The organism is Variovorax sp. J31P207 (assembly GCF_030316965.1).
Classification (GTDB): Bacteria; Pseudomonadota; Gammaproteobacteria; order Burkholderiales; family Burkholderiaceae_C; genus Variovorax; species Variovorax ginsengisoli_B.
This window is the reverse complement of sequence record NZ_JASZYN010000002.1, coordinates 407,313-428,420: the sequence shown is the minus strand read 5'-3', so window position 1 is coordinate 428,420 and position 21,108 is coordinate 407,313. Positions and strand designations below refer to the sequence as shown.

Annotated in this window: 24 protein-coding genes; 10 read left to right on the top strand and 14 right to left on the bottom strand. The window is 66.8% G+C overall.

Features of this window, described 5'->3' with window-relative positions; genetic code table 11:
- Positions 1–16: 16 nt before the first annotated feature.
- The 3 genes from QTI68_RS07615 to QTI68_RS07605 are packed head-to-tail and all read right to left on the bottom strand — an operon-like array spanning position 17 to position 2,616.
- Positions 17–808: an SDR family NAD(P)-dependent oxidoreductase gene (locus tag QTI68_RS07615; RefSeq protein WP_286520714.1), complete on the bottom strand. Its 792-nt coding sequence runs from the start codon at positions 806–808 to the stop codon at positions 17–19.
- A 21-nt stretch (positions 809–829) separates the two neighbouring features.
- Positions 830–1,867 (bottom strand): ABC transporter substrate-binding protein, encoded by a 1,038-nt coding sequence (locus tag QTI68_RS07610; RefSeq protein WP_286520713.1) that lies wholly within the window; start codon positions 1,865–1,867, stop codon positions 830–832.
- 2 nt (positions 1,868–1,869) lie between these two features.
- The gene (locus QTI68_RS07605; protein WP_286520711.1) at positions 1,870–2,616 is read right to left on the bottom strand and encodes a cysteine hydrolase family protein; all 747 of its coding nucleotides are present in this window, start codon (positions 2,614–2,616) and stop codon (positions 1,870–1,872) included.
- Positions 2,617–2,848: 232 nt separating this feature from the next.
- Here QTI68_RS07605 and QTI68_RS07600 point away from each other — a divergent pair, with 232 nt between their 5' ends.
- Positions 2,849–3,772, top strand: a complete 924-nt coding sequence (locus QTI68_RS07600) for a LysR family transcriptional regulator (protein ID WP_286520710.1) — start codon at positions 2,849–2,851, stop codon at positions 3,770–3,772.
- Between the two features lie 34 nt (positions 3,773–3,806).
- Here QTI68_RS07600 and QTI68_RS07595 read toward each other — a convergent pair whose 3' ends face one another.
- From QTI68_RS07595 to QTI68_RS07575, 5 genes are all read right to left on the bottom strand, one after another.
- Complete coding sequence (locus QTI68_RS07595) at positions 3,807–4,349, bottom strand: M23 family metallopeptidase (RefSeq protein WP_286520708.1); 543 nt, start codon at positions 4,347–4,349, stop codon at positions 3,807–3,809.
- A 13-nt stretch (positions 4,350–4,362) separates the two neighbouring features.
- Complete coding sequence (locus QTI68_RS07590) at positions 4,363–5,379, bottom strand: L,D-transpeptidase family protein (RefSeq protein WP_286520707.1); 1,017 nt, start codon at positions 5,377–5,379, stop codon at positions 4,363–4,365.
- A 13-nt stretch (positions 5,380–5,392) separates the two neighbouring features.
- A complete protein-coding gene (locus tag QTI68_RS07585) occupies positions 5,393–5,662 on the bottom strand; it encodes a hypothetical protein (protein ID WP_286520706.1) in 270 nt (89 codons plus the stop codon).
- Between the two features lie 160 nt (positions 5,663–5,822).
- Positions 5,823–6,056, bottom strand: coding sequence for an SDR family oxidoreductase (locus QTI68_RS07580; protein WP_286520704.1), 234 nt, complete (start codon positions 6,054–6,056; stop codon positions 5,823–5,825).
- 14 nt (positions 6,057–6,070) lie between these two features.
- On the bottom strand, positions 6,071–6,214 hold the full coding sequence (locus QTI68_RS07575; RefSeq protein WP_286520703.1) for an SDR family NAD(P)-dependent oxidoreductase: 144 nt from the start codon (positions 6,212–6,214) through the stop codon (positions 6,071–6,073).
- Between QTI68_RS07575 and QTI68_RS07570 the strand changes: the two genes are divergently transcribed.
- The gene (locus QTI68_RS07570) at positions 6,213–6,485 is read left to right on the top strand and encodes an MBL fold metallo-hydrolase (protein WP_286520701.1); all 273 of its coding nucleotides are present in this window, start codon (positions 6,213–6,215) and stop codon (positions 6,483–6,485) included. The two genes, QTI68_RS07575 and QTI68_RS07570, sit on opposite strands and share 2 nt — an antisense overlap.
- 41 nt (positions 6,486–6,526) lie before the next feature.
- Here QTI68_RS07570 and QTI68_RS07565 read toward each other — a convergent pair whose 3' ends face one another.
- Together QTI68_RS07565 and QTI68_RS07560 are read right to left on the bottom strand one after the other, a co-directional pair.
- Complete coding sequence (locus tag QTI68_RS07565; RefSeq protein WP_286520699.1) at positions 6,527–8,140, bottom strand: FAD-dependent monooxygenase; 1,614 nt, start codon at positions 8,138–8,140, stop codon at positions 6,527–6,529.
- Between the two features lie 7 nt (positions 8,141–8,147).
- A complete protein-coding gene (locus QTI68_RS07560; protein ID WP_503011632.1) occupies positions 8,148–9,149 on the bottom strand; it encodes a Bug family tripartite tricarboxylate transporter substrate binding protein in 1,002 nt (333 codons plus the stop codon).
- 71 nt (positions 9,150–9,220) lie between these two features.
- On the opposite strand from QTI68_RS07560, the gene QTI68_RS07555 reads away from it, so the two are divergent.
- On the top strand, positions 9,221–10,144 hold the full coding sequence (locus tag QTI68_RS07555; protein ID WP_286520698.1) for a LysR family transcriptional regulator: 924 nt from the start codon (positions 9,221–9,223) through the stop codon (positions 10,142–10,144).
- Here the strand turns inward: QTI68_RS07555 and QTI68_RS07550 are convergent.
- The 3 genes from QTI68_RS07550 to QTI68_RS07540 form a co-directional block, all read right to left on the bottom strand.
- The gene (locus QTI68_RS07550) at positions 10,141–11,046 is read right to left on the bottom strand and encodes a PDR/VanB family oxidoreductase (RefSeq protein ID WP_286520696.1); all 906 of its coding nucleotides are present in this window, start codon (positions 11,044–11,046) and stop codon (positions 10,141–10,143) included. The two genes, QTI68_RS07555 and QTI68_RS07550, sit on opposite strands and share 4 nt — an antisense overlap.
- A 29-nt stretch (positions 11,047–11,075) precedes the next feature.
- Positions 11,076–12,302 (bottom strand): aromatic ring-hydroxylating dioxygenase subunit alpha, encoded by a 1,227-nt coding sequence (locus QTI68_RS07545; protein WP_286520694.1) that lies wholly within the window; start codon positions 12,300–12,302, stop codon positions 11,076–11,078.
- 94 nt (positions 12,303–12,396) lie between these two features.
- Complete coding sequence (locus tag QTI68_RS07540; RefSeq protein ID WP_286520693.1) at positions 12,397–13,017, bottom strand: MarR family winged helix-turn-helix transcriptional regulator; 621 nt, start codon at positions 13,015–13,017, stop codon at positions 12,397–12,399.
- A 125-nt stretch (positions 13,018–13,142) separates the two neighbouring features.
- Here QTI68_RS07540 and QTI68_RS07535 point away from each other — a divergent pair, with 125 nt between their 5' ends.
- The 7 genes from QTI68_RS07535 to QTI68_RS07505 all read left to right on the top strand — a co-directional run bounded on the left by QTI68_RS07535 (position 13,143) and on the right by QTI68_RS07505 (position 20,094).
- Positions 13,143–14,096 (top strand): tripartite tricarboxylate transporter substrate binding protein, encoded by a 954-nt coding sequence (locus QTI68_RS07535; RefSeq protein ID WP_286520692.1) that lies wholly within the window; start codon positions 13,143–13,145, stop codon positions 14,094–14,096.
- Positions 14,097–14,160: 64 nt separating this feature from the next.
- Complete coding sequence (locus QTI68_RS07530) at positions 14,161–15,444, top strand: Rieske 2Fe-2S domain-containing protein (protein ID WP_286520690.1); 1,284 nt, start codon at positions 14,161–14,163, stop codon at positions 15,442–15,444.
- The gene (locus QTI68_RS07525; RefSeq protein ID WP_286520688.1) at positions 15,419–16,555 is read left to right on the top strand and encodes a Bug family tripartite tricarboxylate transporter substrate binding protein; all 1,137 of its coding nucleotides are present in this window, start codon (positions 15,419–15,421) and stop codon (positions 16,553–16,555) included. The genes QTI68_RS07530 and QTI68_RS07525 overlap by 26 nt, the downstream gene beginning before the upstream one ends.
- A complete protein-coding gene (locus tag QTI68_RS07520; RefSeq protein ID WP_286520686.1) occupies positions 16,552–17,049 on the top strand; it encodes a bacteriohemerythrin in 498 nt (165 codons plus the stop codon). Before QTI68_RS07525 ends, QTI68_RS07520 begins: the two co-directional genes overlap by 4 nt.
- Before the next feature lie 10 nt (positions 17,050–17,059).
- Positions 17,060–18,475: a 3-isopropylmalate dehydratase large subunit gene (locus QTI68_RS07515; protein ID WP_286520685.1), complete on the top strand. Its 1,416-nt coding sequence runs from the start codon at positions 17,060–17,062 to the stop codon at positions 18,473–18,475.
- The gene (gene leuD, locus QTI68_RS07510; protein ID WP_286520684.1) at positions 18,475–19,101 is read left to right on the top strand and encodes a 3-isopropylmalate dehydratase small subunit; all 627 of its coding nucleotides are present in this window, start codon (positions 18,475–18,477) and stop codon (positions 19,099–19,101) included. The genes QTI68_RS07515 and leuD overlap by 1 nt, the downstream gene beginning before the upstream one ends.
- A gap of 39 nt (positions 19,102–19,140) precedes the next feature.
- Complete coding sequence (locus QTI68_RS07505) at positions 19,141–20,094, top strand: Bug family tripartite tricarboxylate transporter substrate binding protein (RefSeq protein WP_286520683.1); 954 nt, start codon at positions 19,141–19,143, stop codon at positions 20,092–20,094.
- On the opposite strand, the gene QTI68_RS07500 is transcribed toward QTI68_RS07505, so the two are convergent.
- A complete protein-coding gene (locus QTI68_RS07500; RefSeq protein WP_286520682.1) occupies positions 20,072–21,073 on the bottom strand; it encodes a LysR family transcriptional regulator in 1,002 nt (333 codons plus the stop codon). The genes QTI68_RS07505 and QTI68_RS07500 overlap by 23 nt on opposite strands.
- Positions 21,074–21,108 lie beyond the last annotated feature (35 nt).

Sequence of the window (21,108 nt, the reverse complement as noted above, 5' to 3'; positions counted from 1 at the left end):
GGATGTCCTCGCGCGTTCAGAGTGCGGCCCAGCCGCCGTCGACGGGCAGGTCGACGCCGGTGATCTGGCGCGACGCCTCGCTCGCCATGAACAGGCAGGCGTTGGCGATGTCGGCGTCGGTGGAGACGCGCTTCAGAGCGTAGTCGGCGGCATGGCGCGTCATGGCTTCTTCGAGCGTGATGCCCAGCTTCTCGGCCATGTTGGCGCACACCTTCTCGCGAAAGCGCGGGCCGTCCACCATGCCGGGGGCGACGTTGTTGACGTTGATGTTGTAGGGGCCGGCTTCGAGCGCAAAGCTCTTGGTGATGCCGCGCAGGCCCCACTTCGAGGCCGAGTAGGCCAGCCGGCCGGCGCGCCCGCGCAGGCCGAAGGTGCCGCCGACGTTGACGATCTTGCCGCTGCGGCGGGCGATCATCGACGGCAGGATGGCGTGGATGGTGTTGAAGCAGCCGGTCATGTTGAGCTGCACGATCTCGTTGAACTCTTCGGTGCTGGTTTCCCAGCCGGTCTTTCCGATCGGGCCCGAGCCGCCGGCCACGTTGACCAGCACGTCCACATGGCCGAAGGCCTCGAGCGCGTGCGCGGCCAGCGCCTCGGTCTGCGCCGCCACGGTCAGGTCGCAGGGCACCACGATGGCCTGCACGCCGAGCGCACGCGCCTCGGCGGCCACGGGTTCGATGGCGGCGGTGTCCCGGCCGGCCAGCACCAGCGTGGCGCCTTCGCGTGCGAAGGCGAGCGTCACGGCGGCGCCCATGCCCTTGGCGGGGCCGGTGATGAGGGTCACCTTGTCTTTCAGTTGCAAATCCATGTCGGGGTCTCCTGTGCGGGGTCAGTGGGTGGTGGTGGCGGAAGGGCGATCGGCGCGTGCCGGCAGGAAGCTGCGGTCGAAGATCTCGCCCGGCTCGGGCGTGCGCGGCAGCGCGTTGGCTTCGACGACGATCGCGATGTCTTTCTTCAGCCGCGCGTCGTCGACGTCACCGAGGCCGATGCGCGCGATCTCGGGGTGGCTCATGTCGTTCTTCAGCGTGGCGAGCAGCTTGTCCTTCTCGACCTCGCGCTTGAGCAGGGGCTCGCGCTGGATCGCATGGTCGACGCCGGCATCCGGGTTCGCGATGACTTCCTTCACCGCGCGGTTGAGCGCCTTCACGAAGCCGGCCACGGCCTTCGGGTTCTCCTTCACGAAGCGCTTCGAGAAGAACACCGTGTTGGCATAGAGGTCCATGCCGTAGTCGCCGTAGCGGATGAAGCGCAGGTCCTTCGCCGGGTCGAGTCCCATGCCCTTGGCGCTGAAGCTGACGGTGGTGACGTAGCCGAAGCCGGCGTCGATCTGGCCGCGCGAGAGCATCTGCTCGCGCAGGTTGGGCGCCATGTTGGTGATGTTGACCTTGGCGGCGTCGATCCCGGCGATCCTGGCGAAGGCCGGGAACAGCTTGAGTGCGCCATCATTGGCCGGCCCGCCGACCGTCTTGCCTTCGAGGTCTTTGGGCGTCCTGATCGGGCTGTCGCTCTTCACCACCAGCGCGAACGGCGGCGTGTTGTAGAGCATGTAGACGCCCACCGGGGCGTCGGCGGGGCGCCGGGACGCGAGGTCGACCAGCGCATTGATGTCGCCGAAGCCGGCCTGGTAGGCGCCCGCGGCCACCTTCGGGATCGACGCGGCCGAGCCTTCGCCCTGGTCGATCGTGACGTCGAGCCCTTCTTCCTTGAAGTAGCCCTTGTCCTGCGCCAGGAAGAACCACGCCTGCGGACCTTCGTATTTCCAGTTCAGCACCACCTTGATCGGCACCTGCGCCGCGGCCGGCAGCGCGGTGAGCGCGAGCGCGAGGCCGCAGGCGGACAGCAGGGCGCGTGGGAGAGGGAATTTCATGCTCAAGACTCCTTGGTTCTGGATGAGGATGTGGAAGAAACGACTCGAAGCGCGTCGAGCAGCGACTCGGCACTCGCGACGAAGCCGTGCAGCAACTCCACGAGGTAGAGCACGCCCTTGGTCACGTAGGCCGGCGACGGCGTGCTGCAGGCGTCCTGCAGCAGCACGCAGTCGTAGCCGAGGAAGTTGGCGTCCTGCAAGGTCGAGAACACGCAGCGGTCGGTGTTGATGCCGGTGAACAGCAGCGTGGTGATGCCCTGCTGGCGCAGCAGCGTGTCGAGTTCGTTGTCCCAGAAGCCGCTCAGGCGATGCTTGTGCACGCTGATGTCGGATGGCGCCACGGACAGCTCGTCGACGACTTGCGCGCCCCAGGAGCCCTGTACCAGCGAGGGGCCATGGTCGATCGGCGAGTGCTCGGCATAGCCGACGCCATCGGCCGTGCGCTTGCCCTTGAACTGGACCGTGGGGGCGAGGTTGCGCTTGTCGGCGCGGATGCCCCAGTTGAGCCACACCACCGCGCCGCCCGCATCGCGCCAGGCCGGCAACAGCGCTTGCAGCATCGGGATCGGCTTGCGCGCGGCCTGGGTGCCCAGGCCCTTCTGCGCGAACCAGCCTTCGGCGTGGCAGAAGTCGTTCTGCATGTCGACGACCAGCAGCGCGGTGCGCGCCAGGTCGATCTCGACGGCCTGCGGCGCGGCATCGGCGATCAGCAGCGGCCGCGGCTTGCGTGCCTTGCGCACGAAGCTCACGCAGTTTTCATCCTGCAAATGCCAGGCGTTGTGCGCGGCGGGGCCGAACGATGCTCTCGCAGGAGGCAGCTTGCGCGCCAATCTGGGGCGTGGGGGACGCGAAGGGGCTTTCATGCCCGATGTCATGCACGCGACGTGCCCGGGAGTGCGCCACTGTGACGCTTTTTCGCGTTTGCTGCGTTGCCGGAACGGCAACGGTCATCGAAGGCACGAAGGTTGCAAGACGGGCCGCATGAACCATTTGCGTCTTCTGCGTTACGTCGATGAAGTAGCCCGCGCGGGCTCGATCCGCCAGGCGGCCGAGCGGCTGCACGTGGCGCCCTCCGCCGTGAACCGCCGCATCCAGGACATCGAGGACGAGCTCGGCACGCCGGTCTTCGAGCGCCTGCCGCGCGGCATGCGGCTGACGGCGGCCGGCGAGCTGTTCGTGCGCTACATCCGCGGCCGCGCCGCCGACCTGGAGCGCGTGCGCTCCGAGATCGAAGAGTTGCAAGGCCTGCGGCGCGGCAGCGTGCGCCTGGTGGCGAGCCAGGCGCTGGCGCCAAGGTTCCTGCCGGGGGTGATCGGCGACTTCCGCAAGGCGCATCCGCTGGTCGCCTTCGACGTCCACATCGGCGACCACGTGCAGGCCGCACGCGCGCTGCGCAGCTTCGAGACCGACCTGGCGCTGGTGTTCAACCTGGCGCCGGAGGCCGACATCCAGCGCGCGATCGTGGTCGAGCAGAAGCTCATGGCGATCCTGCATGCGAGGCATCCGCTCGCCGCCGGCAGCGCGTCGTCACTGCGCCTGCGCGACTGCGCCGAGTACCCGGTGGTGCTGCCGAACCGCGACACCGGGGGGCGCCAGCTGCTGGAACGCTTCCTGGCGCGCAGTTCGACCCAACTCAATGCCATGGTGGAAAGCAACAGCTTCGAGTTCTTGCGCGGCTGCCTGGATGACCGGCGGTCGATCTCGTTCCAGATGGCCATCGGCGCCGCTTGGGACGACCGCGACATCGTCGCGCGCGATATCGAGGATCGCGGGTTTCCCAGGGGCGAGATGGTGCTGGCGAGCTTGCGGGGTCGACAGCTTCCGGTGATTGCCTATGCGTTTGCGGAGTTCCTGAGGAAGAGATTGGGGAGTCTGGGAGGTGGCGAGCCGCCGGCGGCGCGCTGAACCCGTCTTGGATCGCGGCCGGCCTCGCACCGGCTCATCGAGACGCCCTCATCAGGGCGCTGTGCGGGTTCAACGCTTCGCCCTTCCACCATTGCCTTTCAGGCCCAAGCATGAAGACCGCGAAATGGAGGTGAGGCGCACCGGTCGCAGCGTTTCCGGTGGTGCCCACATAGCCGATGAGGTCGCCGCGCCGCAGTTGCATGCCCTCGTGCAGGCCGTCGGCGTATCGGTCGAGGTGCGCGTAGTAGTAGGCCAGTTGCCCGGCGGGGTCGAACTGGTAGATGGTGAGCCCGCCCGGCTTGCTGTCGAAGAGCTTGACCAGCTTGCCATCGTCCGCGGCGCGCACGGGCGTACCGAGCGGGGCCATGATGTCGAGCGCCTCGTGGCGATGGCCGGGACGGCCGTCCTCGAAGGTGTCGCGCACCGTCTCCGGGCGGATGCCGTCGACCGGGAACTGCAACGGACGGGCCGCGAGAAGCGCCGGCCCGATGTGCTCGCTGGCGGATTGCGCCAGCGCGCCGCAGCACGCGGCGAGACAGGCGCACGCCACCGCCAGTCGAACGCGAGACAGGTGCACGGAAGCCGCCCTCTCAGGCCTTGACCTCGACCGCGAAGCCGGCCTTCGCCAGCTGGGACAGGCGGGCCGCATCCCAGTTGGTCAGGTGGATGCAGCCATTGGTTTCCTCGTGGCCGACGCGATCGGGCGCCGGCGTGCCGTGGATGCCCCAGTGCGGCTTCGACAGGCCCATCCACACATTGCCGATCGGGTTGTTCGGCCCGGCAGCGACGTCGACCTTCACCGCGTCGGCCGGCGCGTTCTTGAGGATCGAAGGATCGTAGGTGAAGGTCGGGTCTTTCACTTCGTTGATGATCTTCATCCTTCCCAGGGGCAATGGGTCGAGCGGTCCGCCGATGCTGATCGGAAAGCCGGCCAGCGCCTTGCCCGTGCCGTCGAGCACGAACAGCATGTGTTCGCTCTTGTCGATCTCGATCGACTTGGCGGCCTTGACGACGCCGGTATCGGCCGCGCCGGTGATGTTGACGACCACGATCTCGTCGCCGGCCTGGAATTTCGCTGCGCGGTTCAGCTCGGCCAGGGCCTTCGGCGACATGTGGTACTTCTCCGAGAGGGCCTCGCGCAGGTTCTCGTAGCCCATCGACTTGAGCTTGGCTCGATCCGCCATCTCCTTCGGCGTCGGTGCGTAGGGACCCGCGACATCCTTGTCGGTCAGGACATGGGTGGTGAACAGCGGCGCGCTGTCGGCCTTGAGCGCGGCCCAGGTCGCAGCGTCGACCTTGCCGCTCTCGGTGAGACCGAACGACCGCTGGTAGGCCGTGACGACGCGGCGCATGTTGGCACCGTAGCCGCCGTCGATCTCGCCGGGCGAGAACCAGGCGCGGTCGAGCAGGATCTGCGCGCGCATCACGGCGGCGCCCCGCGAACCTTGCGAGAGCAACGGCGTCTCGGGGGCCGCATTGAGCCGGTCGAGTGGGGCGGGACCCGTGGCCGGGCTGGCGGCGTTCGCGCGCCACGGTACTGCGCCGGCGGCGACCATGCCGAGGCAGGCGGCGGCGAGGAGAAAGGATCGGCGCGGAGAAGTTGTCATGGGACGTGCCGGGCTACTTGTCCTTGGCAGGGGTCACCGAGACCTTGGGGACCTCGATCACCTTTTCCTCTGTCTTCACTGTCGGGACCGTGATGGTCTTCTCTTCCTTCGTCACTTTCACGTCGGGAGCCGTCACGTCGTACTTGGGAAGCGTCACGTCGCCCTCTTGCGTCTTTTCGTACTTCGGCACCGTGATGTTCCCGTCAGCCGTCTTCTTCACGTCGCACGCGGCGAGCGTCATGATCGTGCTGATGGCGATAGCGATGGATGCAATGGCTTTCATGGAGTGACCTCTGAGTTGTTTCGGTCATTCTGAAGCGCATGCATCGTGGGCCTGTAAGACCGCGCCGCGTGATCGCGGAGGCGTGTGGACTCACGCGATGTGGTCTGCACGACGGGCTACCGGGCCAGGTTCGAGCGGCAAGCCGCTGACGCGCGGATTCTCAGGCGTCGGACGCGAGCAGGAGCGCGAGCCCTCGAATCTCGTCGGGCAAGGCCACTCTCCCCAACGGGACGGCGGCAATCTGGGCTGCGCGGAATTCCGCCTCGTCGGCGCGATCAGCCGAGATGCTGGTGGAAAACGGCCCCGGCGCGATGGCATTGACGCGAATGCCGTGGCGGGCGAGTTCCAGGGCGCTGGTGCGCACCAGATGAGCAGCGCCGGCCTTGGCGGCCATGTAGGCCATTCCGATCACTGGTCGTTGAGGTCCAGCAGCGTGACGCGCGCACCGCAGGCAGCGAGCGTCTCCGCGATCGCCAGGCCCAGGCCGCTCGCCGCGCCCGTGACGATTGCCGCCTGTTCAGTTGATTCCGACGGGGGACATACGTCCGGCATGCAGTTCGTTCGCGTTCACACGCAGCGCGGCTGGGTCGTGCGGGCCTCGGACGCCACGCACTTCTACGACAACCTGGAAAGCGGCAGGCCGTTCCCCGGGGTGTACTGCGTGCCGGACGCCGTGGCGTCGTTCAAGGCGCTGCGCGCCGCGGCACCCAGTCCGGCCCACATCATTCCGGGCCACGACCCGATGGTGATGAGCCGCTATCCTGCGCCACGGCCGGAGCTCGAAGGCATCGTGGTGCGGCTGGATGTCGAGCCGTCTGCTTGACTCGAATGCCCGGTGCGGTGCGAGGCGGCCCGCCCCGGGATTCACCCCTGGCCCGACGCCACGGCCAGCACGCGTCGCGCGTCGTCGGGTGATGCCGCGTCGGCTGCCCATGCGACGAACTGGTCCGGGCGCACCAGCACCAGCTTGGCCGCGTAGCGGGCAGTTTCGTCGCCGCTGTCCGCCATCACGATCGACAGGGGCAGCGACAGCTCGACCGCCGCTTCGCGGAACGCCTCGACCGCCGAAGCCGGCCCGCCCATCACCAGGAGCGTGAATCCGGCGCCGAGCTCGTCGTAGATGTTCTTGCCGGACGCTTGCGCGGCGGGTGCCAGGTGGTGCCCCGCGCGGGCATCGAAGCGGTGGGATCCCTTCGCGCTGCTCACTCGGCCTTCGCTCCCGCATACCACGGTCGAGCCTTCGTAGTGGGGCTCGAAGGCGTGCACCTCGCCGACCGCGCCCTGGGCGCGCGCTTGCCAGGCGGCTTCGAACGCCGCTTGGTCGCGGGCCGGATCGTAGGCGTCCAGGAACTCCCGGTCGGCATCGATCGACTTGGCGATGAAGTCGCGGATCGTTGAGCCGAACACGGGGCGCCGCTCGGCGTCGTAGGAGTCCAGCAGGCGTTCGCCACCCCAGCCCTGCAGCGTCGCGGCGAGCTTCCAGCCGAGGTTTCGCGCGTCCTCCAGCCCGGAGTTCACGCCGTAGCCGCCATAGGGCGGGTGGCTGTGGGCCGCATCGCCCGCAACGAAGATGCGGCCCTCGCGATAGTTGTCGGCCAGCATGAAGCGCAGGTCCCAGAAACCGATGTGCTCGAACTCGACGTCGAACTCCGCGCCGACGGCCTCGCGAAGGTAGGCCGCGAAATCGAAGTTGTCCTTGGTGGTGCCGGGAGGCACCGGCGCGTGGAAGAACCAGGTGCTGCCCAGGTCGACGCGACCGAAGAATTTCCAGTAGCCCTTCAGCGCCGGCTGCAGCACGTTGTAGTAGGACTTGCCCGGGTAGCACTCGAGCAGCCTGTGCAATTCATGCGACTTGAAGACCAGCAGCACCATCATGCGGTCGTGGTCGGTGCGCGTCTGCGTGATGCCGGCGTGCTCCCTCACGAGCGAGCGGGCCCCATCCGAGCCGACGGCGTAGGCGGACCTCAAGACGCGCCGGCCGCTTCCTTCGCGCTCGCCGATCGTGACCGACACGCCGCTGGCGTCCTGGGTCACTGCTTCCGCGTCCCAGCCGTACAGCGTCTGAACCGAGGGAAGTTCGGCGACGCGTCGTCGCAGCACCGCCTCGGTGGCGTACTGCGGAAGCCTTTCGTTGGACGTGAAGTAGTAGGGCTTGACCAGGTCGCGCTGCAGCCAGTCGTAGCTGTGAGGCCCGAGCAGCGTGCCGTAGGCGGTCAGGCCGCCGATCCCGTAGGACGGTGGAATGGTGCGCGCAGCCCGCAGTTCCTTTTCCGCCCCCCAGAAGTGGAAGTGCTCCATCGTGCGCTGGGTGAGATTCTGGCCCTTGGGGATGGGTTGGGGCTGCGGATAGCGTTCGACGACGATGGTGCGAACGCCGCGCTGGCCCAACTCGATGGCGAGGCCCATGCCCACGGGACCTCCACCGACGATGACGACCTCGGCATCGAATTGCGCCGAGATGGCTGATTGCTTGTTCATGCTCTGCCTACTCCGCGGTGATGCCTTGGGCCTTGATCAGATCGGCCCAGCGCTTGGCGTCTGCCGCCAGCATCTGCTGAAACGCCTCGGGCGTGCTGTGGGCAGGCGTCATGCCCTGGGTCTCGAAGGCCTTGGCGATGGCCGGCTGCGCCAGGATCTCGCGCAGCTCCTTGTTCAGGCGCTCGATGTACGGACGCGGCGTGCCTGCAGGTGCCAAGACGCCGTACCACATGTCGACGTTCATGTTCCCGAGCTTGAGGACGCTGAGCGGCGGCACCTCAGGGAGCAACGGGCTCGGCTTGTCGGAGCTGATCGCAAGCGCCTTGAGCTTGCCCGCCTTCACGTGCTGCAGGGCGACATGGATCGGCAGGAACATGACGTCGATCTGGCCACCCAGCAGGTCCGTGACGGCCGGCGCGGTGCCGCGATAGCTGATGTGCGTCAGGGACACCCCGGCCCGGTTCTTGAGCAGCTCCATGGCCAGGTGGTGCGGCGTGCCCGCACCGGGCGAGCCGTAGTTCAGGGCACCCGGTTTTGCCTTGGCGCGTGCGATCAACTCCTGCAGGGAGTCGATCTTGGTGCCCGGATACGCGACCAGGAGCAGTTGACCCCAACTCGTCTGACTGACTGGCGCGAGATCGGTCACCGGATTGAATCCCAGCTTGGGATAGAGGGCCATGTTCATGACCAGCGTGTTGACGCTCACGAGCAGCGTGGTGCCGTCCGGTGTCGCGCGAACGACCTCCTGCGTGCCGATGTTGCCCGAGGCGCCGGGCCTGTTCTCGACGAAGAAGGGGCGCTTGAGGCGTTCGGTAAGGCCGGGGGCGATCTGGCGCGCGATCAGGTCGATGCCGGTGCCGGGCGTAAAGGGAACGATCAGGCGAACGGGAGCGTCCGCCGAGCCTTGGGCGCGGGCGAAGGGGGTCGCCAGCGCGGCGAGTCCGCTGAGCAGAATGCGGCGGCGGTGCCGGAATGACGGCGACGGCTGCAAAGTCCTGGAAGTGTTCACGGCGATGTCTCTTTGGGAGTTGGGTGACAATTAAAGCGGTACCTTTGACATTGATCAAACGGAATATTCTGATGAATTCGTCAACAAAATTGATCAATGTGAGCAGCCGTCAGCTGCATGCGTTCCTTGAAATAGCGCGGCTGCAGAGCTTTGCCAAGGCGGCCGAGCAGGTTCATCTCTCGCCTTCGGGCATGAGCATGCTGGTGAAGGAACTGGAAGAGCAGGTCGGCGCGCGCCTTTTCGATCGAACGACGCGGTCCGTCACCCTGACCGGCGCGGGTCGGCGGCTGCAACCCGTGGCCGAACGCATCGTCGCCGAACTGCTTGCCCTGAGCGCCGTCGTGGGTGGATCCGAGGCTGCGGTGCGTTCCCGGCTCCAGGTGGCGGCCACGCCCATGGTATCGGCCAGCCTGCTGCCGGAGGTGATTCGCGCGTTCGCCGACAGCCATCGGCAGGTGAGTGTCGACCTGGCGGACGTCGACGTGAGCGTCGTCCGCCAGCGGGTGCTGGACGGCGAGGCGGACATCGGCCTGGGGTTCTTCGTCAAACCCGCTGTCGGCCTGCTGCGCCAGCCCTTGTGCAAGTTCAGGCTGATGCGCGTCAGCCCGCCGGGAGCCGACTCGGGCGGCCTTGCTCCCAGCCAGCCTTGGAGCAGCATCGCGGGCTTGCCGCTCGTCAGCCTGCCGACCGACAACCCGATTCAAGTGGTGATCGAGAAGCACCTGGCCCGGCTGGGCCGCGCGCACGAGGAGCGGCCGCGGATGAACTTGATCGGGACCATCATCGGGATGGTTCGGGCGGGACGCGGCCACGCCATCGTTCCTTCGTTCGCAATGGAAGAGTGCTTGGGGCAGGGCCTCGGCGTGGCGATGTTGCGCGAGCCCGTGGTTCACCTCGAACTGTTCATGGTGTCGCGGCGTGGCGCGCAGCCCAAGCCTGCGGCACTTGCCTTTGCCCAGGCGCTGAAGGAGGCCGCGGCACGGTTGCCGGGCTAGAGGTCGAGCACCAGCTCGGCAGAACAGGCGCGCGAGCAACAGATCATCATGGTCTTGTTGGAAGCCTTCTCTGCCGCCGTCAGGACATCGTCTCGGTGGTCCGGCCTGCCTTCGAGAACCTTCACCTCGCACGATCCGCAAATGCCTTGCTGACACGAGTAGGGCGCATCGTGACCCGCGGCCAGGAGCGCGTCGATGATCGTCTGGTCCGCGGCGATCGGCAGCGTCGCGCCGCTGCGTGCCAGCCGAATCACGAATTCCTGGCCTCCGCTCGTGGGCTCGGCACCAAAGCGCTCGAGATGAACCTGCTCGCGCGGCAAGGACGCGGTGGCCTTCGAGAAGGTGTCGAGCATCGGTGCCGGGCCGCAGCAATAGAAGTGCGTGCCGGCGGGCTGTTGCTCGACGATGCCCGCGATCGAGAGCCGGCATCCTTCGGCCGACGAGGCGTGAATGCGAAGCCTGTCGCCCAGATCGCGGACGGCAGGCTTGAACGCCACGTCCTCCACCGTGCGCACCGCGTAGTGCAGCGTCCAGTCTCGCCCCGATGCTTCGAGGCTCCGCGCCATCGGAAGAAGCGCGGTGATGCCGATGCCGCCTGCGATCAGCACGACGCGGCCGCTCGAAGCGGCGAGTGGAAAGTTGTCGCGCGGGGCGCCGATCCGCAGCCTGCTCCCGATGCGCAGCGATTCGGCCATGAAGGCCGATCCACCGCGGCTTTCGGGATCGCGCTTGATGCCGACATGGTAGCTCCCGGTCCCGGCCTGGACCACCGAATACTGGCGCACGAGTCCGTTGGGAAGATGCACGTCCACGTGCGCGCCCGGGGGACACGGGGGCAGCTCGCCCGAGACCGCGCGCAACTCGCAGGAAACCACACCGGGTGCTTCTTCGCGCAGTGCCACGACCCTGACGTCGAACAAGGTCGACCCGGTCATTCGAAGAAGTTCCCTGCCTTGACCGAAACCCTGGATTGTTCCCGGCTCGTTCCTTCCGGGTCACCGCCCTCCTGGACGACGCGGATCTGGCGCGCGAGCAGACGGCGCAGCATCACCAGGCCCTTGTCGCTGCCGGCAAGGTGCTCGTCGCTGTGCGCCGGAATGCTGCCCTGCGTGGACTGCGCCTCGTAGTCGCCCGGAAAGCGCCGGTGCTCGTCCTCGGTCATTTCCGACCACGTCTTGCCCTCGAAAACCGCCATGCGAGAGCGTCGTGAATAGAGCGGCTCCTCGTTCTTAGGGACACGTGCCACGCCGAATGTGCGATGGTGATGGCTGTCCACCGGCACCAGCCAGGCGACCTCCCGGCCTTGACCCGGCGCCAGCTCGATCGAAGGAACGATGCGGACATTGGGAAGCAGGGTCTGGGTGATGCGCGTGAACTGCGCGTCCTTGGCCTGGCGCACCGAGCGGTACATGACGCCGTGGTCGCAGAGTTCCCACTCCACTGTCGGCATCGCAGCCATCTGCTCGCGGAACTGGACGCCGCTGAAACGCGAATGGAGGATCACCACGTGAAAGGGGTCCATCACGTTTTCGAAGTTCTGCAGCCAGCTATAGGGCGCCACCGGGTTTTCCTGCGAGACGCCGCCGCCGATGTAGAAGCTCTGATCTTCCTGCTGCAGTTCCTCGTCCGGGCCCAGGCCCTCCAGGACGTCATACGTCGGCAGGGGGGGCATCGAATCGAGCGGCCCCATGTAGGCGAACACGAGGCCGTAGCGTTCCTGCACCGGGTACCACGGTTGGCGGCACTTGTCGCGATGCTGTCCTCCGCCCGGCTCGCAGGGCTGTTCGACACACGCGCCGTCGACCGCAAACAGCCAGCCGTGGTAGCAGCAGCGAATGCCCTGGTCCTCGACCTTGCCGTAGTAGAGCGAGGTGCCGCGGTGTGCGCAGTTCTCGTGCAGCAGGCCCGGCTTGCCCTGGCCATCCCGGAACAGGATCAGGTTCTCGCCGAGGATGCGCACCCGCTTCGGGTCCGTCGTGACCTTCGACGAAACGCCCACCGGATGCCAGTAGCGGCGCATGAACTCGCCGCAAGGCGTGCCGGGTTCGACCAGCGTGAGGAATTCGTCGGACTGCCCAGGCGGCTTGCCATAGCCTCCGCCTTGCTGGCGTTTGCCGACGAAGCGAATCGGCTGGGACGTCGCACGCTCTTCTTTCATGGGGTTGCCTCGCGGAGTTGGCAGGCACCTCGATCGCGGCGCCAATTACTTGCATTATGCAAATAATTGGAGCCTGCCGCAAGACATTCCCCGCCTAGAGATCGTCGGCTTCGGGCGGCCCGGACAGTCCTGCGCTCAGGGCTTGTACCTGGGCGTCGATGCGGTCGAGCATGCTCTCGAGCAGCCTGATTTCCTGCGCCGTCAGGCCTGCGCGAATGAACTTCTCGTTGGCGATGGCGCCCTGGACGATTTCCTCGTAGACCGCGCGGCCCGCGGACGTCAGCTCCAGCCGGGCTCGCCGTCTGTCGGACGGATCGGGGTTGCGCGTGATGAGTCCGCGCTTGACCAGCAGGTCGATCGCACGCACGACCCGGAACGGATCCGATGAAGTTCGTTCTCCGAGCTCCCCGGCGGAAAGCGGCCCGAAGCGCGCGATGACAGCCAGCGACCGCCACGCGGGCATGGGCAGGTCATGGGGGGCCACGTAGCGGGCGGACATCACGGCCCCGGTGCGCGAGGCGACGAGCCCGAACCGATAGGAGATCCAATGTTCGAGGGAGAGCTTCTTCTTGCTGGCCATGGCGCGAAATGAGTGATGGGCGGCGTGCGGTGCCGGACGAGCATAGCCGTGGCGGTGCGTCGCGATGCGAAAACGGGGCCCGCGGCGTACGGGAAAGCGATAGCGACGATGTCGTCGATTCTTGTCCAGGGGCATTGTGAACGCACTTCAATACTTGCATAATGCAATTGATGTCGCGGCGCGCCGATGCGATCGATGCCGGACGAAGACGAATGACGCGGCCTTCCACAGGGTCAAGGAGACATGCGATGAAAAACAGGATGCGCCTGGCGCTGCCGCTGATTCCGCTGGTCGCAGCCTCCTGGGCACGGGCGCAGGAGGCCTGGCCCAACCGGCCGGTGCGCCTCATCGTTCCGTTTCCGCCCGGCGGATCGACCGACGCGCAGGGCCGTCTGCTGGCTCAGAAACTCTCGGACCTGTGGGGACAGCCGGTGATCGTCGACAACCGACCCGGCGCCGGTGCGGTGCTCGCCACCAACGTGGTCGCGAAGGCACCCCCCGACGGCTATACGCTGGGCATCGCAGTGTCGTCCCATGCGATCAATCCGACCTTGCGGTCGGACCTGCCCTACGACACGCTGAAGGACCTGCAGCCCGTCTCGGAGGTGGGCGTACAGCACATCATCCTGGATGCCAACCCGTCCCTTCCGGTGCGCAACCTCGCGGAACTGCTCGACCTTGCGCGTCGGCAGCCCGGCAGCCTCAGCTACGCCAGCCCGGGAAGCGGCACGGCGCACCATCTGGTGATGGAGCTGCTGAAGGCAAAGGCGGGTGTGAACATCGTCCACGTGCCCTATCGCGGGGGAGCACCGGCGCAGCAGGATGTCATGGGCGGGCAGGTGCCGTTGCTCATGGATACCTTCTACGCGAGTGCCGGCCTCATCAAGGCGGGCAAGCTCAAACCCATCGCCCTGTTCAGTCCCGAACGCCCCGCGAGCGTGCCGGATATCCCCGTGGTCGCCGAGACCGTGCCGGGCGTATCGGGCCAAAGCAGCGTCGGCGTGATCGCGCCCGCGGGAACCCCGGCGTCGATCGTGCAGAAGATCAGCGCGGACATCGCCCGTGCGGCCCGCACGCCCGAGTTCGCGCAGAAACTCCTTGAGATGGGGCTGGACCCGGTGGGCTCCACTTCTCATGAGTACGACCAGCGCATCCGCGCCGACATTCTGAAGTGGGCACCGGTGATCAGGGCATCCGGCGCCAAGGCCGACTGACTCCCGTGGTCGGCCGCACTCCAGCCTGCGCCCGCACAACCGCAACAATCAACCTTCCCAAGCCATGCTGAGCAAAGAGAACAACGCCATTCTGACGCGTACCGGACCCGAGACCCCGATGGGCAAGCTGATGCGCTCCTTCTGGACGCCGGCGATGCTCGGGCGCGAGATCCCGGCAGCGGACGAGCCGCCGGTACGACTCACCCTGCTGGGCGAGAACCTGGTGGTATTTCGCGATACCGAGGGCCGCATCGGGGTGCTCGACGAGCATTGCCCGCATCGCGCGGCCAGCCTGTTCTTCGGCCGCAATGAAGAAGGCGGTATCCGTTGCGTCTATCACGGGTGGAAGTTCTCGGTCGAAGGCCAGTGCCTCGACATGCCCACCGAAGCGCCAGGCAGCCCGATGCGTTCCAGAGTCCGCGCGGTCGCCTATCCCGCGCGTCTGGCCGGTGGAGTCCTGTGGGTGTACATGGGAGAGGGCGATGCGCCACCGCTGCCCGACTTCGAGTTTCTGGGTCTGCCGGACGATCACATCTACGCGTCGCGCTGGGAGCAGGACTGCAACTACGCCCAGGCGATGGAAGGCGAGCTGGACAGCGCGCACGTGGGCTTCCTGCACAGCCTCGTCAACAAGATCGAGGGCGACGCCCAGACGCTGACGGGCGAGTACTTCCGTGACGACAAGGCGCCGACCTGGAAGATCGTCCCGACACCGGCCGGCTTCATGGCATGCAACGGTCGTCGGACGGCGGACGGGCAGCGCTACTGGCGTTTGAACCAGTTCCTGACGCCGTTCTACACCATGATCCCGCCGCATCCCAACGATGCCCAGCTGGTCCGCATGTGGGTGCCCATGACGGACGAGCGCTGCTGGGTGATCTGCGTGACCTTCCGCCCGGAGCATCCCCTGGGTGACAAGGAGCTGGCGGCATGGCGCAACGGGGATGTCGCGCATCGGAAGGTCGTTCCGGGGACGACGGTGCCGACGGAGCGCAAGGACAACAACTACCTGATCGATCGCGATGCGCAGAAGACGCAGTCGTTCACCGGCATCGCGGGGGTTCGTGCCCAGGATGCGATGGTCTGCGAATCGGCGGGTGCCATCGTCGATCGCACGCGCGAAAACCTGGGCAGCAGCGACCGGGCCGTGGTGGCGATGCGTCGCACGCTGATCGATGCGGCCGTCGCGTGCGGCGATCGCGGCGTGCGGCCCGAGGGCTCGCTCATGCCGCATCTCTACCGTGTCCGGGCCACCCAGACGGTCTTGCCGGAAGACGCCGACCCCGAGGACTCGGATGCCCTCATGGCAACGGCCCGGCCCAATGAAGGCGCCCCCGCTCAGAACTGAGCGCCTGAACCGATTCACAGACAGTCATTCCTCAAGGAGACAAGCAATGATCCCGACCATCGTCGGGCTGGCGCGTCGCGCCCGCTCCACCTTTCAAGTGCCGAAGCTCGGCCGGCGCGCAATTTCCTCGCTGCTGATTTCGGCGTTCGCCTGCACGGGCGCTTCGACCGCGCTGGCTGCGGGGCAGGCGTACCCCCAGCAGCCGATCAGCATCATCGTGCCCTTTGCTGCCGGCGGCAGCCTAGATGCAACTGCACGCGTGCTGGGCAAGAAGCTCGACGAGATCCTCGGCCAGCCGGTGCTGGTCATCAACCGGCCCGGTGCTGGCAGTGCGGTCGGCGCACGCGCGGCTGCCACGGCCAAGCCCGACGGCTACACGCTCTTCATCGCATCCGGATCGGCATTCGGCTTCGTGCATCTGCTGGTCCGCAATCACGACTTCTACCTGAAGGACTACGCGCCCATCGCCGGCCTCGGCATCTATACGTCGCTGTTCGCGGTGAGCGAAGCCACCCCCGCGAAGTCCTTGTCCGAGCTTGTCGCCCTGGCCGACAGCAAGCCGAGCGGACTGAGCATCTGCTCCACCGGGGCCAACGGAATCAACCACCTGCAACTTGAAATGCTGAGGTTCGCCTACCAGAAGAAGAATCCCGGCAAGAAGCTCAACATCACCCATGTCCCATACAACGGCGTGGCACCGGCGTTGACCGCGATGAAGGCGGGCGATGTGGACGCGTGCGTCTTGCCCTACAGCTCCCTGGTCAAGCAGATGGACGGCGCGGGGCTCCGGGTGATCGCAGTCCAGCGCGACAAGCGATTGCCTGCGCTGCCGAACGCCGGAACCACGGGCGAGCAGGGCTATCCGGAGCTCGACGGCAACGAGCAGCTGGTGACGATCTCGGCGCCGGCCGGAACGCCGGCACCCGTGCTGCAACGTCTGGAAAAGGCCTTCCGTGATGCGATGAACGACCCCGCCGTCATGAAGAGCCTGAACGAGCTGGAAGTGCAGCCGAAGTTCGTGGGCTCGGCTGACGCGCGACAGTGGCTCGAGCAGGACGTGAAGAAGCTCAGCAACGTGATTCGCGAGGCAGGACTCGGGAGCAATCCGTGAGCGGCACCCAGCGCCTCATGCCGCGTCTCGCATGGGACGACGGGTTCGCGCTCGGCGAACAAGGAATGGATCTGGCGCACCGCGAATTCGTCGATTGCGTCGATGCGTTGCTCACATCGGATGACGAGGCCCTGGAGGCCGCACTCGCAGTCTTCGAACGACACGCTTGCACGCATTTCGCACAGGAAGAGGAAGCGATGCGAAGCTCGCGATACGACTCGGCGCGCTGTCACGTCGACGAGCATGCGGCGGTCCTGGAAAGTCTGCGTCAGGTCAAGGCCGCACTGGCGCAAGGCCGCACTGAAGTGGTCCGTGCGTTCGCCGTCGCTCTTGCCGACTGGTTCCCGGGCCATACCGAAGTGATGGACAAGGGTCTGGCCAGCTGGCTTGCCCGTCAACGCTGGGGCGGAACGCCGATGGCCGTCACGCGAGCCATAGGCGCAGCGCCCTCGCGAGTCGGAGGACCTCGGCGGCCAGTGCATGCGGAAGCTTGAGGCCGGGTCCATGGAAACACGCCCTCTGACCTACTTCGAAAAGGTCTGGAACGAACACGCCATCGCTGACCTGGGCGACGGCACCTGGCTGCTGCAGGCCGATCGGCTGCTCCTGCATGACGTGACCGGCGGCGCGATCATGCGCACGCTGGTGACCGAAGGCCATGCACCGGCCTCGCCCTCGCAAGTGTTCGGGGTGATAGATCACCTGCTCGTGACCAGGCCGCAGCCCCAGCGGCGCGATGGATGGACGCCGGTGGCCGCCCAGATGATCAGCGAGTCGCGGCATCTCTCGCAGCAACTCGGCATCGAGCTCATCGATGTGGAGGACCCTCGCCAGGGCATCACGCACGTGATCGCGCCCGAACTGGGCATCGCGCTGCCGGGCCTGATGATCGTATGCGGCGACAGCCACACCTGCACGCTCGGCGGCCTGGGGGCGATCGGCTGGGGCATCGGAACCTCCGAGGGCGTGCATGTGCTGGCCACGCAGACGATCGCCCAGACCCGACCGAAACTCATGCGCGTCAATTTCGAAGGCCGGCTGTGTCCGGGCGTCTCCGCCAAGGACATGATCCTGCGTCTGATCGGTGAGATCGGTGCTGGCGGCGGTGCGGGCTTCGCGATCGAATTCGCGGGCGAGGCCGTCCGGGCGCTGCCGGTCGAGGCACGGATGACCCTGTGCAACATGGCCGTGGAGTGCTCGGCCAAGTACGGCGTGGTGGCGCCGGACGACACCGTGTTCGACTACCTCGAGGGTCGTGCCCATGCGCCCAAGGGCGCTGCCTGGGACATGGCGGTGGCGCATTGGCGTTCGCTCGCCACCGATGCGCTCGCGCTCTTCGACCGCGAGGTGTTCATCGACGTGAACACGCTCGAGCCGCAAGTCACCTGGGGCACCAGCCCGCAGCACGTGACCCCGGTGAACTCGAGCGTGCCCGTGCCTGAAGAGGCCGGCGACGGACCGTCGCGCGCGAATGCGAAGGCGGCGCTGGCCTATCAGCAACTCATGCCGGGTACGGCGCTCGAGTCGGTGCGCATCGATGTCGCGTACATCGGTACCTGCACCAATGCACGGCTGTCCGACCTGCGGCTGGCCGCCGAGTACCTGCGGGGGCGCAGGGTCGCGTCGCACGTGACGGCGATCTGCGTGCCCGGTTCGGCCGGCGTGAAACGGGCGGCCGAGGCCGAAGGGCTCGATGCCGTCTTTCGCGAAGCCGGCTTCGAATGGCATGACGCGGGCTGCGGCATGTGCGGCAGCGGCCGCGGGCGGCTGGAGGATGTACGCGTGATCAGCACGAGCAATCGCAACTTCGAGAATCGCCAGGGCAAACGCACGCGCACGCACCTGGCCAGTCCCCTGACTGTGGCCGCATCGGCCGTTGCGGGACATATCGCCGATCCGCGCAAGGAGGCGCACACCTGATGGAAAGCCTGCAACATGTGACCGGCATCGCCGCACCGCTGATGTACGCCAACGTGGACACCGATCAGATCATTCCCACGCGCTTTCTCGCGCGCCTTTCGGAAGATGGCATTGGCGAAGGCCTGTTCGCCGAATGGGCCACATGCAGAGACGGCAGCCCGCAACCGGACTTCCTGCTGAACCAGGCGCCCTGGAACCGCGCCAGCATCCTGCTGGCCGGCCCGATGTTCGGCTGCGGATCGTCGCGAGAGGCGGCGCCGCGTGCGCTGCGTGAACGCGGCTTCCGTGCGCTGATCGCCCCCAGCTTCGGCGACATCTTCTTCAGCAATTGCTTCCGCAACGGCATCGTGCCGGTTCGCCTTCCGGCCGACACGGTGCTGGCGCTGGCCGAACACATGCGTCGCGAGCGCGGCGATGGCGGGCGCTGTGTGCTCGCGGTCGACCTCGAGCAGGGCACCGTCACCCTCCCGCTGACCGGGGAGGTCCATGCCTTCAGCGTGCCGCCGCTGCTCGGCCGGATGCTGCGCGAGGGATTGGACGAGATCGCGCTCACGCGCACCCACCAGCCGGCCATCGACCGCTACCGCCTCGCCGACCGGGAGCGCCGGCCCTGGGCCTATCCCTGAGAACACGGTGGCCCCGTCGAACGACACACAGGAGACAGCATGAAGACCCGCTACCCCTTGGCGGCCCTGATCGCGGCGCTCGCATTGCCGACGTTCGCGCAGGGCGACTTCCCGAACCACCGCATCACGATCGTGGTGTCGGCATCCACCGGCGGAGGGCTGGACGGCGTTGCTCGGCTGTTGTCCAAGCGCATGCAGGAGGCCTGGAACCAGCCTGCGATCGTCGAAAACCAGGGCGGCGCCGACGGGTTGATCGCGACGCAGCGCGTTGCGCAATCGCCGGCCGATGGCTACACGATGCTCCTGACCATTCCCTCGCTGCTGCTGCTCAAGCACAACGCGAAGGACCTTTCCTTCGATCCGGTGGGTTCGCTGGCGCCTGTCTCGGAACTTGCGCGCACGCCTTCGGCCATCTCGGTCAATGGCAAGAGCGGCATCAAGACCTTCAAGGAACTCGTGAGCTACTGCAACAGCGCACCCACGCCCTGCACGTGGGGTTCCGGGCAGCAGCTGTCCTACCTGTACGGCAAGCGCACCTTCGCGGTCAGCGGTATCAAGGACAGCGTGAACGTGCCCTACAAGGGAACCGGCCCGGTCGTCAACGACTTGCTCGGCGGCCACATCGCGATCGGCATCACCAGCATCGCGGCGCCGCTGCCACAGCATCGTTCCGGCCTGTTGCGCATCCTCGCCGTGAACGCCGAGCAGCGTTCGCCCGAAGCGCCCGATGTGCCCACCTTCCGCGAGGCGGGCCTGAACGTGCCCGCACGCGGCTCGTGGTATGGCTTGTTCGTGCCGCGCAAGACGCCGCCCGAAGTCGTGGCGCGCATCGAAACCATGCTGAAGGGGCTCGCCGCCGATCCGGAGGCCAGGCAGGTGGTGCAGGCACTCGGCGCCGAGCCTGTGTTCGGCTCCACCCGCGACTTCGCCGCCGCGGTCGAGGATGAGCAGAAATTCCTCGATGGCCTGATCAGGCAGTTCCCGCTGAATTGACCTCGAACCGGCGTCTTGCCGCCCGTCTCTTCGGCGCGGCGACCTGGCTCACGTGGCGTATGGCATCGGCGAACGCCGTCAGGACCAAGGGCCTCTCCATCCCGTCCCTCCGGAAGAAAAGGCCGAACGATGGAAGGTCGATGGAGGGCGAGACATCGAGCCTTCGCGCACCGCCCCTGGCGATCTCGTCCACCGCATGCTCCAGCCGTACCGCGCACAGCAGCGAGGCATCCTGGCGCAGCACCGTGCCGATCGTCACCGACGACATGGCCTCGATCACCGGCACGGGCGGCGTCACGCCGCTGTTGAGAAAGGCCGTCATGAAAGCCTGTCGAACCAGCGTCTCCCGGGGCGGCAGTACCCACTTTGCCGCTCGCAGCTCGGCCCATTGATAGCTTCGTGCGGCGATGCTTTCGTTCGAAGCGGAAGCCAGCACGCACAGCGCGTCCTTCAGCAGCACAGCGGGCTCCAGCAAGGGAACCATGTCGCTGGAGAGCAGTTCGGGCGTGATGGCGCCGAAGACGCAGTCCAGTTCTCCTTGCAGCAGTCGATGGATGAGCTCGTGGACGCGGCCCTCCCTCAGCTGCACCGCGACGCCGGGCATTCGCTCCCGCAGCCTGACGATGGCCGCTGGAACGGCCGCGGTCACCGACGGGGTCCCCACACGCAGAACCGCGGTGACACCGCTCTGCAATGCGTCGACGTCTTCGGTTGCGCGGGCCAGTTCGTTCAGAACCGCTCTCGCCCTGAATGCTGCACTGACGCCCAGTGCATTCGCATGGATCCCCTGGTGGCTGCGTTCGAACAGCCTGGCCCCGAAGCAGCTTTCGACCTCGCCCAGCATCTTGCTGATCGCGGGCTGGCTCAGATGCAATCGCGCCGCCGCACCGCGCATCGTGGCGGTCTCGGAGAGCGCGACAAGCAGTTCGAGGTGTCTCAGTCGCAGCGTGCGGACGAGGCGGGCGGTCTTTGTATCCATTTCGGCGGCTCCGGCTATATCGAATCGTGATCACT

Coding starts and splice junctions, on each gene's coding strand:
- QTI68_RS07505 (WP_286520683.1), top strand. CDS start 19,141: ATGAAGACCCGCTACCCCTTGGCGGCCCTGATCGCGGCGCTCGCATTG.
- QTI68_RS07565 (WP_286520699.1), bottom strand. CDS start 8,140: ATGAACAAGCAATCAGCCATCTCGGCGCAATTCGATGCCGAGGTCGTC.
- QTI68_RS07600 (WP_286520710.1), top strand. CDS start 2,849: ATGAACCATTTGCGTCTTCTGCGTTACGTCGATGAAGTAGCCCGCGCG.
- QTI68_RS07585 (WP_286520706.1), bottom strand. CDS start 5,662: ATGAAAGCCATTGCATCCATCGCTATCGCCATCAGCACGATCATGACG.
- QTI68_RS07530 (WP_286520690.1), top strand. CDS start 14,161: ATGCTGAGCAAAGAGAACAACGCCATTCTGACGCGTACCGGACCCGAG.
- QTI68_RS07610 (WP_286520713.1), bottom strand. CDS start 1,867: ATGAAATTCCCTCTCCCACGCGCCCTGCTGTCCGCCTGCGGCCTCGCG.
- QTI68_RS07525 (WP_286520688.1), top strand. CDS start 15,419: ATGAAGGCGCCCCCGCTCAGAACTGAGCGCCTGAACCGATTCACAGAC.
- QTI68_RS07555 (WP_286520698.1), top strand. CDS start 9,221: ATGAATTCGTCAACAAAATTGATCAATGTGAGCAGCCGTCAGCTGCAT.
- QTI68_RS07570 (WP_286520701.1), top strand. CDS start 6,213: ATGCAGTTCGTTCGCGTTCACACGCAGCGCGGCTGGGTCGTGCGGGCC.
- QTI68_RS07590 (WP_286520707.1), bottom strand. CDS start 5,379: ATGACAACTTCTCCGCGCCGATCCTTTCTCCTCGCCGCCGCCTGCCTC.
- QTI68_RS07575 (WP_286520703.1), bottom strand. CDS start 6,214: ATGCCGGACGTATGTCCCCCGTCGGAATCAACTGAACAGGCGGCAATC.
- QTI68_RS07535 (WP_286520692.1), top strand. CDS start 13,143: ATGCGCCTGGCGCTGCCGCTGATTCCGCTGGTCGCAGCCTCCTGGGCA.
- QTI68_RS07545 (WP_286520694.1), bottom strand. CDS start 12,302: ATGAAAGAAGAGCGTGCGACGTCCCAGCCGATTCGCTTCGTCGGCAAA.
- QTI68_RS07515 (WP_286520685.1), top strand. CDS start 17,060: ATGGAAACACGCCCTCTGACCTACTTCGAAAAGGTCTGGAACGAACAC.
- leuD (WP_286520684.1), top strand. CDS start 18,475: ATGGAAAGCCTGCAACATGTGACCGGCATCGCCGCACCGCTGATGTAC.
- QTI68_RS07540 (WP_286520693.1), bottom strand. CDS start 13,017: ATGCCCCTGGACAAGAATCGACGACATCGTCGCTATCGCTTTCCCGTA.
- QTI68_RS07580 (WP_286520704.1), bottom strand. CDS start 6,056: ATGGCCGCCAAGGCCGGCGCTGCTCATCTGGTGCGCACCAGCGCCCTG.
- QTI68_RS07500 (WP_286520682.1), bottom strand. CDS start 21,073: ATGGATACAAAGACCGCCCGCCTCGTCCGCACGCTGCGACTGAGACAC.
- QTI68_RS07615 (WP_286520714.1), bottom strand. CDS start 808: ATGGATTTGCAACTGAAAGACAAGGTGACCCTCATCACCGGCCCCGCC.